We start from the raw sequence: 15316 nt of genomic DNA, 5'->3' as shown, positions 1-15316 counted from the left end.
AAATTTGGTTTATAAAAAAGATATTTAATGCATACGTGTGTTGGTTACTATTGAATCCAACGTATCATGATTCATCACTTCCTTTTCAAGAAGTGCTTCAGCAATTGTTGTCACCAGATCCCAATGTTGCTGCAAATAGCTCTTACAAGCATTGTAAGCTTCATTTAGCCACATCAGCACTTCCTGCTCCACTTTTTGCTGTTGTAATGGTAGTTGTTTAAAATCGGCCAATCCTAGTGTCTCAGAAAGGCCAAAATCCGATATTGCCATTTTGGCCAATTCTGTTGCCTTACTGATATCGTCACTTGCTCCAGTCGTGATCTCATCAGGACACTTGCTTAACAGCTGTTCTGCTGCACGCCCAGCAAGAAGAACTTGTAATTTGGCTTTGAACGATGCACTTGTATTGGTGTTATCCCCTTCGTAAGATTCAAACTCTACAAAGCCCCCTACACCCTCGTATTCTTGAATACTTAGAGTCGTACAGCGCATAGTTGGAAACCAACGCTTATTTAAAAGGTAGTGGCCAGTTTCGTGATAGGCTACTTTTCGCCGTGATGTAGTATTTAATGATTTTGCAGTTTTTTTTCTACCGATGGTCTCTATCAATATCTGCTCATAAAGCATATCAATATTGAATGGAGTGTTTTCGGTAAGAATCTTTAACTGAATTTCCCTGAAGATATTCGTAATAAAACCATATGCAACACCTTCGATTTTACGTGAAAACTCCTGCACTACATTTATAGGTATTTCAAAGCTATATTTCTGTGCACACTTTTCAACAAAGCAGATCCTGGATTGAATGTCCGGTAATGGTATGTTTATTACCTTATCAAAGCGGCCATGGCGCTTAATTGCAGGATCTAATTTGTTAACAAAATTAGTAGCTGCAAGCACAAATACGGGATATTGACTCTTACTGAAGCCATCAAGTCGAGTAAGAAGCGTATTCACTGCCAATCTACTCCCTGTGTTACTATTTTGTCTATCAATGGCAATGGCATCGAATTCGTCAAAAAATATGATACAAGGTGAATAACGTTCTGCTACATCAAATAAATGGTTAATGTTTTCGACCACATTACCAGAGGTCAAATCAGCTGCATTTACTGGTAAAAATGGAACCTTACACTCGGCAGCCACAGCTTTTGCAAAGTGACTCTTACCAGTGCCAGGAGCCCCTTCAAGTAAATAGCCTTTGGGCATATCCAATAAGACACTGTTGTCACTTCGCAAAACTTGCATGACAAATCCCATTTTTTGCTTAAGCTCATCCATGCCGATCAGGTCATCAAAACATATGTCTGGCATACAGGGTGTTTGCATAAATGCTGGCTCAAAATCTTCATGCCTGAAGCAGTGCTCGTATTTGGGATTTTGCATGGTGATTTTAATTTCACTCAGGTTAACATCTAGCTGATAATCAAAACTAACCACCATATTTCGTGAGCGCCACTGTGCCATATTCTTCAACAAGCGCTGACGTTTCGCGACTTTTTCTACCAACAGGCCAAATGCAGCGACGCTAAAATCCACAAGAGGATAGATTTTTTCAAACCCCTCGAGTTCCTCGTTTTGCTTGTAACTTATAGGGTTTGACTTGATGCCATACAAAGTTAAGCCTGTTTTCTTTGCCTCAGTGAGTAGTTTTGCAGAGACTGAACAAGGCAATAGCAAGGATGTAAGTTGCTTATGATTTTTTAGCGTTTTAAGCTTAGCTTCAGAAGTAATCACAACACATTGTTTAAATTGGGTTTTAAGCAATTTTTTTAGCTGAGGCTCGTCTGCTAGCACAGCAAAGCAAAACTCAGAAATGTCCTCTGGAAAAACGATGTTAATTTTAGGATCGGTATCATGTTCTTCAATTACATTGCAGACTTCGTTCAAGATAAGACTGCGTAATTTTGCAGGCTGAGCAATTATACTTCTAGGCTCTAAGTTACCTCCTAAAGTCTCCAGAATAAGCTCTGCCATATTCTGCGGCCAGAAAAAGTCATATTCTTTCGGTACGTTATAAGCAACTTTCTCGGCCAGCATTAATAAACTTTTAGGCGTAAGAGGCTTAAAGAGGGCGATAAATCCTGTAGAGAGGCGACTAATGAACTCAGGCGATAACCCTTTACGACTCGGATTTGATGCAAGAAGTGATTTCAAATCTACGGTAGCACTTTCAAACGCGCCCTTTGTCACTGCTTTTTGTCCAAGATTAGTAGTAAAAATAAAAAAACACTGACTAAAGTCTACCAATTTATTGGTAGTTTGGTCTTTAATTTTACCTTTCTCTAAAAGCGTTAACATAGACTGGATAACTGAGGGGTGAGCTTTTTCAACTTCATCTACTATGATAACCGTTCGAGGGTAGCAAATTATTTCTGTGGTCAGATCTCCAAGTGCAGAATCAACATACTGAGAGCCAGAGCCAAACAGCTTTAATGCTGACTTTTCGTCACTGAACATTTCCATATTTAGCATTAAGGTATGAAAACCTGAACCAAATACTTTATTTATCGCCGGTGTTAAAGACTCTGCTAAGGCCGTCTTGCCTGTCCCTGAGGCTCCCATAAAGGTAATAATTCCCAAACAGCTATTTTGTTTGCTGTTAAGTGATGCGGACACCATATCAGCAACTGAAGAAGTAGCGTCTAGCTGTCCAAAAATACGCTCATCACAGTATTTTCTTAATTCTATAGTCTTCGAGCATTTAGAGATTACAGAGTGCTTTGAACGGTTTAATGAACAAATATTCTCAAGAAAATCAGATCCAAAATCACATATCCATTCACCGCTGAAAAAAGCACCTAGGTTGTCATAATCAAGCTCATAACTCTCAACAAATGGAACGGGCATCTTGATAAAATATTCAAGACATTTTTTAGCACAATTGCTGAATTTAATTTTGGCTTTAACACCCTCTATATGCTCAAACCAGTTTTTATTCCCGCCTTTTTTTTCTACAGCATAGGTTCTTCTGCCTACCTGTTCTGACAATTGTTTACGCAATTTCAGGATTTCTTCAGGAAATTTGAGTTCAACACAACTTCTTCCTGCAGCAGCAGCAATTCTATTCATTACACTACTTATCCCGAAAAGTGCAGCTATTAATGTTACTTCAGTGCACTCAGTTTGAGGACTTGAAGTGATAATTGAATCAACACTGTCAATGTGACCGCTAGCAAGTGCACTACTTGTCAATAAATAGCAAATTTGAGAAGTTATTTGACGTAAATCATCGTTGTCTGATTCAAGCAACGCGAATTCTGGCTGGCGCATAAGAATGTTTTTTCGATTTCTAACTTTGCATCTCGGGGTCTCATAGCCTGATTCAAAATCTAATATGGCTAATTCTTCTTCAGAGTTATGTTGAGATGAATCACTAACTCCAAAACTTGTTTCATTCTTCACTTCTTCTAACTCCCAGCCTGAAAAATCTGCAATCTCTTTATCCAGCTCATCATTATTTGAAGAAATAAGAAAGCCATCACTTATAAGGTCTGTCAGGCATAGCTCCTCTAATTCTGCCAATTCTTTAAGAATTTCATTTTCATCTAGGTTATTAAAACTCATAAAAACTCCAGGAACACGTTTAATTAATTGAAAAATTCAAATCGTTGAGAGCGTTCTATTTAAATGCCAGTTGGAATCGAAATCTCGATACTCCAAATAGATGACATATCTTCACTCACATCACATTTAACCGAATGAGTTCCTGTCGCATTAGAATGTTGAATAAACGTTGTAATACAATCCATTGGTGTATCCGGACAGAATTTGGATAAATCAGCTATTGATAATTTGCCATCGAAGAATGCACATGTGTCTAAATAGGTTGTGTTCCCCAATGTAATAGGTTCATCCACAGGAGTATGGCCGCAAAATATATGGTCAACCCCACTTACTTTAGAGGTGTTTTGACTTCTTATGCGATTCCGTCCCCAAATAAGGGATGAGGCATTAAGATTGATTTTATTCCAATCTGCGCCAAGGTACTCAGCATGAATAAGACCAATAACGAAGCCTTGTGGAGTTTTAACAGTTGCAGCTCGAGGAAGTGCTTGAGTGATTGCTTGATAGTGTTTGTACCATTCTTGCATACTATTAAAACCATCATAGTCATGCTTATAAATCCATTCTCCTCCGTTTGTTAAAAATGTGAATTTGTCTTTTTCAAAATCACAAAACATAGATTCATGATTACCTGAAATGGCTTTGAACCAAGGTTGCTCTAGTAATTTTATACATAGGTGTGACTCTGGACCTCGGTCGATAATATCTCCCAAAGAAATTAGACGATCTTTTTTGTAGTCAAAGTTAAGTTGCTCAAGTGCAAAATTTAGCAATGAATAACACCCGTGAATGTCACCCACAACATAGTCTTTTCCACCTGTTACGTTTGTTCTAAAATCAGTAATCATTTTCGAATCTCCAAATAAGGTTTGTAATTTATTTTTACTGATATAAATGGCTTTACTCAAGTCAGAGGGAGAATCGATATTGAAAAAAACAACATTTTTGAATACCTAATTTGGGTACTCGTGGATTTTTAAAGGCTTCTTAAAGTTTCAAGAACGCATGAGATGGGAGATCTGATTACTTACTTATGTTTGTAAAACGACTTAAGTGCCAAGCATTAGGTGTGGTTCTCTATCTAAACAAAAAAATCATTATTGCTCGCAATTTAAGTTATCCAAATAATAAAACAGTTATCATTTTGCTGATGCTATCGGATCAAAGTAGACACTTAATCGTTTAATCACTAAAGGACGGTCAATCACTTTAGGTTTAGGCGCTTCATCGGCGAGAAACGGTTTGAGTGGATGGCACTTCACATTTTGGTTAAAAACGAATAAAGGTGAGTGGGCAATCATGTCTACAGGCGCTTTGAGATCGGGCCCCAGATAGAGTGGCGCATCTTTTATGTAGCGCAAGTTCATGGCAGGCGCGACACGAAGTGGGCGAGTCATTAAAAAGCGGCTGGTTGCCGGATATTGGCTGATCACCCTTTTCTCTTCGTGTACTGCTTCGCCTTTTTCAGACAGCGGGAAACGTTTTTCGTAATAGCTGATGGTTTTATCTAGCATATCTAGCAGTTGCTTTTTAGTGAGGTGTTTACTGGCTCGCCGATTCTTCCAAGTGAAACCCACGGAGTAAAGTGCGCGATTAGCAAACAAGGTACCTCGAAACGCTTTAAGCTTAACAACGTTGGGCATCGAGCGCAGTAACGCTTCAAAGCGTACATCACGGTTGGAGTGGCTACTTAGCACCATTTGGTGAAAGTCAGCTTTCTTCTTATTGATGGTGGCTAATCTCGCTAGCATTGATAGCGGATCCGGATGCGAAACGCAGATGATGCCGGGCAACCGCGGAATAATACGATTGGAGTGGTCATGCTCCAGATCCATGCTTTTTAAGTGTGCAATGGCAATGTGGTAGGCGTCATCACCGGTGATGGTATCCACGGAGATATGTTCTGGCCACTCGCCAATATCGTCATCGTGAAACGGGGGTAAGCGGAAGACCTCGGCACGGATCAGGGAGCCATGGTCATTCAGTTCATTTTCAAACAAGGTGAGTTCTTTTCGAATATCTGCAAAGGAGAGTTGTACTCTTGCGGCAAATTCGCCATCGTCAACTAACGGGTGTTTTTTCGGTGTGATGTGTGAATCGGACATAGTGTGCTCTTATTAATCTTTAGCGATACCCTATTGAACGCAACGGTTACTGGTTACGATCCAGCCGCAATATCAAAAATTTATAAATATTGTAGACCAAGGTTAGTACATCATACCATATTAAACATTGAAAGATTAACAACAACCAACCCAAGTCAAAATTCCAAACGACCGGAGTACAGTTAGCACATTTCTGTTATTTGCCACTAATTTTTTACACTCACATCGCAATAATAAACTGATCACATTCGAGGACCAGACCTGGCGCTTTGCGCCAGGGTTTAGCAGAAATTATATAGGTATGATGTACTAACATCGCGGGTAGAAAAAGTATCCATCGCGGTTTACCTTGATGCAAAAAACTCACTTCGCTTAATTACATGAATCGCAATTGGAAATTTGACATTTTCCCCCACCTAAATCGGCGGTGATAATGGTGGCCTGTTAATTTAGTGGAGGACTATGCCATTTTGAATGAGAGCAGATGGCTATATTTATAAATCGCAAGCTCGTGTCATGCAAAGCGATGATCAGATACAGTTATTATTAACAGTCATGACCCCTTTGTAACGCCCAGAACTACAGTTTGCAATATAGATATAGGACCACTTGATGGATAATAATGCCCCTCGGCAGCGGGGCATTATTATCTCTGAAAAAGAAGTTCTTTGCCTTTTTTAAATACTGAAGCATATTCCCTATTTACATTAATACGTACAGGTTTATCAATGGCTACAAAGTTAAAATAATCTGGCATGATGAGGTATCCATCATAATGCTTTGATAAAGCTTCGTTAAAATAATGCCCAAATTCAACTTTAAAAACAATAATATAGTACTCATCCCCGTCAATCACTGTTTTACCAGCAATAGAGATTAAGCCACCCAGTTCGCAATATTCCTCAATACTACTGGTATCCTCAAAAAAAGTGCCTTGTGGTATTTTATTAAAGCCAGAACTCGCATTAATTTTATCGCTTAATGAAAATTTATAAGATTCATCACAAGCTTTTTTATCGAAAAACAGAAAGTCTGTGTTAAATAAATGAGATCTTCTTTTGTCATTTAAAGTATATGCACCATGCCAAATGAGATCTGGATATTCTGCTGCTAATGAATCCTTAATTTTTTCACTAAGAATTTTTTGAATTGAAGAAAATTTATTTAACTCGTCTATTGACTTTACAGGTACAAAATCAACAATTGATGGTTTCCAATCAACTTTACGATTAACACCAGAATTGAGTGCTTCCATAGAGATAACACCAAAGACACCTTGGCTGAGTAGGCCTAAACCAGCATCTAATGTGCGGGTGCCACCACCGATCCGCCCAGTGTTTGCTTCAGTACCATCAGCAAAGTCTTTCATACCATTGCCAACGCCGGCGGGTTGAGCCATGCGAGCGACATTTAGCGCTTCTGAAATAGAGTCATCCCACACATAGGGTTTGCTCGATAATACCTTTAATACTGGATAACCGTTTGTACCTTTAGAACTATCAGTGCTAGCGCAACTAACGACCAATACACTAACTAATCCAGCCATAATCATTTTTTTGAAAATACGCATTTTTCAAGTCCCTTTCAATTAATGCACATAGTTTAATATCAAGTTAATCTACCGCAACTTTCCTAAATATGGCAATAAATAGCTAAAAAAAATATATGTACTAAAGCTATCAATGAAGGAGACGAAGCAACTACCATGAGACTTTCGGGCCCAATAGACATATGCAATAATTTATGGCAAGTTTGCTTACTGTACGCTAATAGTAGAAGTGACTGAGCATAGACCCCTTATAAACAGCTAATCTTCGATTAAACCTTGTTTTTTTAACTCAGCAACAATAGCTACCTTGGTTCTGCCATGTATTACTGATAATTCGTCTATCGAAAATTCTGACTTATATTTATGAACAAGTTGTTCTTTCTCATCAGTAGTCCATGGAAGCCCTGCATTTTTAGGTAAACCATTTTTAATATTTTCAGCTTGTTTTTCTTCTATTGTTTTCTTTAGTGATTTCATTTTTTTTACTGGGTTTTTCAACTCAGCTAAAATAGTAAATAATACTCTAATTACCTCCGGCTGATTATATGGAGATTGATTATCAAAAAATTCACCTGTAATTGGATCTACTCCCTTTGCTAAAGCTTCTAAAACTTTGATTTCTTTTTCTAATCTCATAGTAATTCCAATCTATAGATAATTAACATAGCGTTAGAGAGCAACAAACGGTGGCTTTATTCTGGTCCTTGTTGGGCCTCGGTACTCATAAAAAAGCACTAATGATAATTTAAGTTTTTATCATTGCTTGTAAACACCTACCATTTTTATCTTCCATAACTCCCCCTTGAGGAACCCACCCTTGCTTAATAAGTTCATTAACCTCTTTGATTAATCCTTTATACGAAATTGTTATCACAAGTGTATATTCCATTAATTGTTTCCCTTGAAATTGATATTCGACAAAAACTAACGCCGATGTAAGCTTGAATATGTAAATATGAAACCGTTTCTCTGCAACTAGTTATCTATATCACACATACATATTGCACTAATAAAATGAAAAAACTGCACAGATAAAATCATTTTTTACATAAATTATGTAGTTATTAAACAAAATCCATTAACAAATGGCAAGGACCAAATTGGTAGTGTTTTCTAAGAAGATAAAAAATGACAAAAAGGGATATTTACAAACCTACTCACAAAAAGGAGCATGTTTAAATTAGCCGTTATCTGCATTAACAACTAGTAATTACGTAAAGTTAAAATTCGTTAATAAAGTAAAATATCTTAAATATGGAAAATTAAGAATAATTAATTTTTTTACTTGTTTAAGATGTAGTGTATTTAGTCGTTGAGTGTGACAGCAGGACTTTAACTTAAACCTAAAAGCTTTAATGGTCGCTTGTAGCGAGCGTTAAAGCTTTTAGGTTGACGACCAAAGCATCAGCTTTGGTTGTAATTCATGATCCTTACTATATGGTTATATAGTTATATAGGAAGATTTGAGGCTTATATTCGATCTAAAGATCAGGAATAAGCTTAATGACGATCTCTTAAAGCTTATTTCTAATACATTAAAGCTTATTTCTGATCTAGCCGTCTAAAATTAAGGCTTATTAGCGATCCTTTGGTTAGTTTTTAAACTTACTTCTGATCTCTTTTTTTACGCTCATGCCACAGTCTTAATTGTTCTTTATCTTCTTCTGTAACTATTTCATCTTGTTTCTGTTGCAACGCTTTTTTATCAATTGAGCTTTGACTAAATATCAATGAGCTAAGAGTAATTTCCTTAGGTTCATCTTCAACGATTTCTTGCTTATTCGCCAAAATAGCCTGGAGTGACGGAACATCAGGTAGTTGCTCTACATTAGATAAAGATGGTTCGATAGATTTTACTTGATTGCTTACAGCATAAAGGTCAGTGTTTAAAGCATCAAAAAGTAGAGAATCTTCATTCCATTGCAGTTTATGCTGGAGTAAACGGTCATTTTTTGAAATATAATTAGCTTTAATATGTGAAAGAGTGGTTTTTGAATCTCCCCTAACCTTGCCTTCAACACGGTCAAGATATAAATGCATTCGGCTGTTTGCTTGAGTGGTTGAAAAACCAGAGCCACTTACATTACTAATTTTTTCATTACCCCTAATAGCAGCCTTAGTTAAATGATGAACAACGAGAATAGCAACATCAGCTTGGATTGCTATATCTTGTAGAATTCTTTTAACAGTTTGGTCATCATCTACCTCGTCAGCATTACCGGCTGCTTCACGAAGTGTATCAATAATAAGTAAATCAACCCCTTGGCATGCTTTAATCAATTCATTTCGCGCTCGCTCGCTCCCTTCTATTTCCAAGCCATTACGTAAAGTGCAAAGTGGATGATGACTATCCCAGAGCATGACGTTCTCAGTAATTCTATTGACAACTTCAGCAGGCATTGATTGCATGTGTCCTAACATACGCTTTGCAACTTCATCCACACCATCCTCAATTGGCCAGTACAGGGTTTTAAAATAACCTGGACTGCCTTTTAATTTAAGAAATGGAACATCGCTTGCTAACTCATAGGCGATTGATAAACATAAGTAACCTTTACCTACGTCTGGAGCAGATAGAATAAATCCAATACGTTTCTTAGAAAGGCCTTTTAAAATATAATTTTTGTTCTGGGATTTGCTTATAGAATTGAGATTATCTATGTTTGTTCTTATGAGTGACATGACTAAGCCTTAAGACCTTCTGTTTCTTTAAGTTTCTCTGTATATAAAAGCTTATGATCAGATTTATGCTCATCGACGGGTGTTAGAATAAAATTGAAATGCGTCAGTAGTTTATCTTTGTCTTGTACAACTTGATCAAAAAGTTGTTTTTTCTTAAATCGAAGGTTTATGCCAAACGTTGTCATTTTATTGTTAAAGTATTTTTCTAATAAAAATGACAATGTTTGTCCATGGATAAAATCTCGCTTGTGGCTATCTAAAAACTTATAAAAATCTTCGATCGAGTTTTTCCCAACCAAACTGACATAATGGTTTTTAAGACGTTTTCTGCTGATTATCCCGTCATTTTTTAGACTTTTTAAGTAATATTCAGAAATACTCACTATCAAATCAGTGTGGGTCTCTTCCGTAAACGAACCATTTCTAATTTTAGATACGTCTAGCAAAGCATAATAATCTTTATCAACAAGAGAAAATGCGGTTTTATATTCATGCAAAGGCACTCCCTCTTTCACTGGGGTTAAAGCTAAATGCATGATAGAAAGTCTTTGTAAGCGTTCTAAAATTTTGAATCTATTTTGTTTTTGCGGGGCGATCCCCATACCTTTGCAAATTTCATTAAATGTAATATGAAAAAAGACGCCACGGTTTATTAGTGGTCTATCTATAGCATCCTGCCTTACATATTCCCACTTCACATCTTTAAGTTTACAGCCCTCAGCTACCTGCCTTAATGTATATTTAGACGCATCGTTTATCATACTCCCGTGCGCTATTATGACATCAAGCAAATGCCGATCATCTGCAAGACAAACCGCCCCATATATATCGACATCTATGCTATTAAATTTTGCATCTTTGCCTTTCCAATAAGGTTTCAAAATTTGCGTTTGGATAAGTGGTGAGTTAGCAAGCAACATTTGTTCTATTTTCTCTGGAGATGACAATATGCTGCTTATTAATTCTTTTGGCACACGGTTGCCCATGATAAAGATCTTGTCAAACATAGAACTGCTGACAGGTTGATCACCTTTAACTTCAGTAAGAAAGTCATTGTGCAAAAAATCTAACTCGTTTATCTCAACCTGTTTCTTACTCATATTTTGAAGTCCCTGATTGAAACTAACCTTAGTTCTAATACAAATTCACTCTAGCCTACCTTAAGAACTGATGAAATCAACTGATTTTTATACAATGTATTAGAAATAAGCTTAAAACTAAGAAATAAATCTGAACTGGATCAAAAATAAGCTTTAAAAGTTGTATTTCTGATCCTGCCGTCTTGGAAATAAGGTATAAAAATCTCTCGCTGTCTTATAAATAAGGTGTAAGGATGACTAAACCGTCTTAGAAATAAGGTTTGATTTCAGTTTAGAACATTTTCTAAACGTCATTTCTAAGACGTTCATTTAAAGCGACAGTTGTCTTTGATGAAAATCTAAATTTGAAGATATGAGTATTATTATTAAGCTTAAATATTAGCCAAGGCTATGTCGTAGGGAACGTTTAAACGTTTGAGTAATAGGTAAATAAGTAAGTGTAATGATTAATTGGATCTGAAATAAGCTGTAAGCACTCTTTTAAGCTTGGATATTCATAATTAAGTTGAATATGTGTATTAGAAATAAGGTTTGTATACGCTAGATGGCTCTCTTACACAAACTGAAACCGTGGTGATTGTCCGAACATGCTTGCATACCTGAATTTCAGTACAAGGATGACAAGTAAGAAGCTTATGCTCGCCGTTGAAGAGGATAAGTTTACCAGTGTAGTTAATTTTAGTCTGGACTACTTTGATATACTCCAGTACCGAAAACTGTAGTGATTTCTGCCTTTTTGGTGAAAAAATAAAAAGATTATTGAGGCAGCTTACGAGTTCTTATTTCAGATCGATCCACAAACTACTTTTTAGCTATCGTCACCGTGTTTGTTTGCAATCAATAGTCGTAATACGTTTGTTGAGATGGGTCTTTGAATAGCCTTTTAAGTAATACTACATTTTAACTGCCGTTTTTAAATAACTGTGATGGTAGTTAGACGTTTATATCTGTCTAAAATATAACTAGTTTTTTTTAGATTTTATGCCTGTTTGAACCTCAAACATAAAGTGTTCTGCTTGCTCATCTAATACATTCTGAGTTCTATTCTTACCCGATAAATGCTTACATGCTAACCAACCAGCGCGGTAAGCGTAGTCTATGTAGTTCACAATAGTTGACCAAGTATGTCTGCGAAGTTTTAATTTTGCCCTTGAAATGTTAAATGATTGATCAAGCGTTAATGCTGATGTTGGATCTTCGACAAGGGTTTCAGCTTCCTTTCTATCCTCGGGATCAATTAGCAACTCAATCAGGCCATCGTAGGTATCGAATTCATACCCGTTTGAATATGCAAATTGCTTCAACCTTTGGATTGTTTTGTTATTTAGAGTAATGGTTGTTACGTTACTTTTTGAACGGGTTTTAAAGGTTCGGTACCGAGTCACAATTTTAGAAAGTGCTTCAGCGGTGAGGTATTCAGATAAAACTGCCATGTCGGATGCAAAGTCTTCACCGGGCACATAAGGCAAAGGATATGATGCGTCTTTAAAAAAAGTTATTGGCATGGATTCAAAGTGTTTCTGCTGTGATACAAATGCTGGCCACAGTGTTTTATCCACTTTTGACGCTCTTACTTTAATCATTTAATAATTACCTGTAATTCTTTTTTATATTTCAAAAATACTACTCCAACTCATAAATATACGCAACACAAAAAGTGTTACAGGTAATTCTTTTTGGTTGCGTTCGCATTAGCAAAAATTACAGATCAAATTAATTACCTGTAATGCTTTTTTGTTTCCGATTTACTCCGTAGCTAGTGACTATTCATGCAATATAGTAAATGATTACAGGTAATTCTTTGCTTGCCTAATTTTGTGTTTTTATAACATAACAAAATAATAAGGCTTATCTTGTTTTGTTGCATTATCACAAATTTAAGGTATTGTTTATCCGTTTTATGTCTTAATTGAGATTTGTGATGCAAAGTGACTTCATTTCTGCAAAAAACCTAAAAAGTGAGAGCTTGGTTACTCATGGCAATGTAGATCGTGCAAACCATCAATTCGATAGGTTTTTAAAAACCATATTTGCCAGAATGCCCATAAACTCTCAAAAGGCGATGAAGTCAGACTGGAGCTGCTACCAACGATTTATAAAAGAGAGCGCGGCAATAGGACTGATAGCTGTACCAGATGATGAAGATGTCATGATTGAAACCATGTTGGCCTATGTAGACTACCTTAGTAAAAAATACAAAATAAAGACAATTAGGCGGCGTTTGCATCATTTAAAGGTGTTATTTAGCTATTTCGGTTGCCCTAACCCACTTTTAACAAGTCATGAACTAAAGAAGAATATAAGCTTAACGATAAAAAGTGTGGCTCAACCAGCTGGGCAAGCGGAGCCACTAACTGCTGATATGTTGATTGAACACCTCAGTAAAATTGATGCGAATAATCTTATGTCACTCAGAAACGCCATGATAGTTAACCTCGCTTATGATTCGTTATGCAGAGCTAGTGAAATGAGGATGATCAAACTTAGTCATATCGATAAAGAAAAAGACGGAACTGGTACTGTGTTCGTTGAAAGGACTAAATCAGACCGTGAAGCAATTGGTGCATATAGGTATATCAGTAAAACAACAATGGAGTTGATAGAGCAGTGGAAAGAAAGAACTGGGCTATCAAATAAGGATTATCTGGTACGTGCATTGACCTCAGCGGGAACAATAAAACCCTATATAGCGCATGAAGAATCCCCTCCGGTTAGCTATGAAGTGATTGTTAGTGCCTTTAAAGCAGCTAATGTCAGTCTATCAGGCCACTCTGCTAGGGTTGGCGCTGTTATAGACATGGTAAAAGCAGAGATTTCCATCGAAAAAATTCAGTTGGCTGGAGGCTGGCGAGATCAAGCGATGCCGTTACTCTATTCACGAAAAATAAGAGCTAAAAACTCCGCTGCTGCAGAAATGGCGAGAAAAAATGGGCGATAAGATAGGTTAAGTAATTAGAAAAACAATGCGGTTACTATTCAGAGGAAAAAGAATCGTCTGATGGCAGCAATGGTATACACGATATCAACTTTTTGACTGTACTATCTCCAGCGCTTCTTTAAAGATCTCAGAATCCAAGGTTTTGCGACCAAGCTGCAGAGTACAACAAGAATATATTGCAGGCGTTTTTATAAATTACGTTTCGTGAAAGCTTTATGGGGATTTGGTCGAACTATAAAAATATCTGGACGAACGGCTGGTTTATTACAATAATGACTTAACTGATCATTTGAATATGCGCAGTGGTATAGAGTTAGCGAATCTTTTGCAGGATGGAAAGCAGGTTTAGGAGTAGAAAAACCTGACTCAAATCTAATCTGGCAGACACTATAAAAAACTGTAAATTGTCAGATAAAATATGATTTATTAAACTAATCAGTGGTTTAATGAAATTTGGCAAATTACTTATGAATATACCCCTAAAGCAACCGGCATTCATCGAAGTATTTTATACAAAATTGCCTATCAAAAATGCTGCAACACCACGACCGATGTTTTAGATAAACGGTGCATATTCTTTAATGTTTAATTGAATAAAGTTGCATCCTACAATCCGGATGAATAGTAATGACTATAAGGGTTCAAGAAGCATCAGAGCAAGCTGCACAGAAACTTGATGACGATGTTTGGTTAACCAGTAAACAAACTAAGCAAGTACTAAAAATATCCGATTGCCAACTCATGCATTTACGTTTAGCCAGAAAATTGCATTTTCGAAAAGAGGGTAATAAGTTTATGTACTTGATATCTAAGCAGCCTGAGAACTAATACAGTGCAATCTTATGATGAGCTTTATAATCAGCTTATAAATTGGCACAAACTTAAACATCTGTTTAGTGGTGATAACTCACCATCCCAAGACTCAGCAATAATGCTTCAAAAGCTTGTTCAACAGATTCTTTTACCGTTATCTGAAAACTTAGGCGCTATAACCATTACATATGGCTTTACTAACGCAGCACTTACTCGTTTTATTCAGAAAGAATCACCATCAGGGACGGCTCCCATATTAGACCAACATGCTTGCGCGGAGAGAAATACAAAAGGGAATACAATATGTTCACGCAATGGTGCGGCTTGTGACTTCGTAATTTCAAGCTATGATTACCGAATGCATGAAGTAGCTTTGTTTATTTGCCAACATTTGTCTTTTGACAAACTTTATTTTTATGGCCGCTGCAGGCCCATACATATTAGCGTTTCAGACGAACGCTTAAGGCACTTACAGATCATGCAACAAAGTTTAGCTGGAAGGCGATATCCTGGTAAAAAGGCGAAGGGTGATAAAACGATAGCTTTGGCAAAAGAGCTTTAA

General features: G+C 36.8%; 12 protein-coding genes. 3 read left to right on the top strand and 9 right to left on the bottom strand.

Annotation, left to right across the window (positions count from 1 at the left end; translation table 11 throughout):
- Positions 1-24 precede the first annotated feature (24 nt).
- The 9 genes from LMJ53_RS14205 to LMJ53_RS14165 form a co-directional block, all read right to left on the bottom strand.
- Positions 25-3567, bottom strand: coding sequence for an AAA family ATPase (locus LMJ53_RS14205; RefSeq protein ID WP_229587720.1), 3543 nt, complete (start codon positions 3565-3567; stop codon positions 25-27).
- 59 nt (positions 3568-3626) lie between these two features.
- Positions 3627-4415, bottom strand: coding sequence for a metallophosphoesterase (locus tag LMJ53_RS14200; protein ID WP_229587718.1), 789 nt, complete (start codon positions 4413-4415; stop codon positions 3627-3629).
- Positions 4416-4706: 291 nt separating this feature from the next.
- The gene (locus LMJ53_RS14195) at positions 4707-5672 is read right to left on the bottom strand and encodes a DNA replication terminus site-binding protein (protein WP_229587716.1); all 966 of its coding nucleotides are present in this window, start codon (positions 5670-5672) and stop codon (positions 4707-4709) included.
- A 646-nt stretch (positions 5673-6318) separates the two neighbouring features.
- Positions 6319-7242, bottom strand: coding sequence for a hypothetical protein (locus LMJ53_RS14190; RefSeq protein WP_229587714.1), 924 nt, complete (start codon positions 7240-7242; stop codon positions 6319-6321).
- A 237-nt stretch (positions 7243-7479) separates the two neighbouring features.
- Positions 7480-7857: a hypothetical protein gene (locus LMJ53_RS14185; protein ID WP_229587712.1), complete on the bottom strand. Its 378-nt coding sequence runs from the start codon at positions 7855-7857 to the stop codon at positions 7480-7482.
- A 109-nt stretch (positions 7858-7966) separates the two neighbouring features.
- Complete coding sequence (locus tag LMJ53_RS14180; protein ID WP_229587710.1) at positions 7967-8110, bottom strand: hypothetical protein; 144 nt, start codon at positions 8108-8110, stop codon at positions 7967-7969.
- A 716-nt stretch (positions 8111-8826) separates the two neighbouring features.
- The gene (locus LMJ53_RS14175; protein ID WP_229587708.1) at positions 8827-9903 is read right to left on the bottom strand and encodes an AAA family ATPase; all 1077 of its coding nucleotides are present in this window, start codon (positions 9901-9903) and stop codon (positions 8827-8829) included.
- Positions 9904-9905: 2 nt separating this feature from the next.
- Positions 9906-11003 carry a hypothetical protein gene (locus LMJ53_RS14170; RefSeq protein ID WP_229587706.1) on the bottom strand — a complete coding sequence of 366 codons (1098 nt, stop codon included), beginning with the start codon at positions 11001-11003 and terminating at the stop codon, positions 9906-9908.
- Positions 11004-11965: 962 nt separating this feature from the next.
- Entirely contained in the window at positions 11966-12586 is a 621-nt protein-coding gene (locus LMJ53_RS14165; protein WP_229587705.1) for a hypothetical protein, read from the bottom strand.
- Between the two features lie 338 nt (positions 12587-12924).
- On the opposite strand from LMJ53_RS14165, the gene LMJ53_RS14160 reads away from it, so the two are divergent.
- The 3 genes from LMJ53_RS14160 (at position 12925) to LMJ53_RS14150 (ending at position 15316) form a co-directional block, all read left to right on the top strand.
- Positions 12925-13941: a tyrosine-type recombinase/integrase gene (locus LMJ53_RS14160; protein ID WP_229587828.1), complete on the top strand. Its 1017-nt coding sequence runs from the start codon at positions 12925-12927 to the stop codon at positions 13939-13941.
- 627 nt (positions 13942-14568) lie between these two features.
- Positions 14569-14769 (top strand): hypothetical protein, encoded by a 201-nt coding sequence (locus LMJ53_RS14155; protein WP_229587703.1) that lies wholly within the window; start codon positions 14569-14571, stop codon positions 14767-14769.
- A 4-nt stretch (positions 14770-14773) separates the two neighbouring features.
- Positions 14774-15316, top strand: coding sequence for a hypothetical protein (locus tag LMJ53_RS14150; protein ID WP_229587701.1), 543 nt, complete (start codon positions 14774-14776; stop codon positions 15314-15316).

Origin of the sequence: Rheinheimera sp. UJ51, from assembly GCF_020819615.1 — a bacterium.
In the GTDB taxonomy this organism is placed as follows: Bacteria; Pseudomonadota; Gammaproteobacteria; order Enterobacterales; family Alteromonadaceae; genus Alishewanella; species Alishewanella maricola.
The sequence above is the reverse complement of the archived record's forward strand: the minus strand, read 5'-3'. Positions and strand labels throughout refer to the sequence as shown.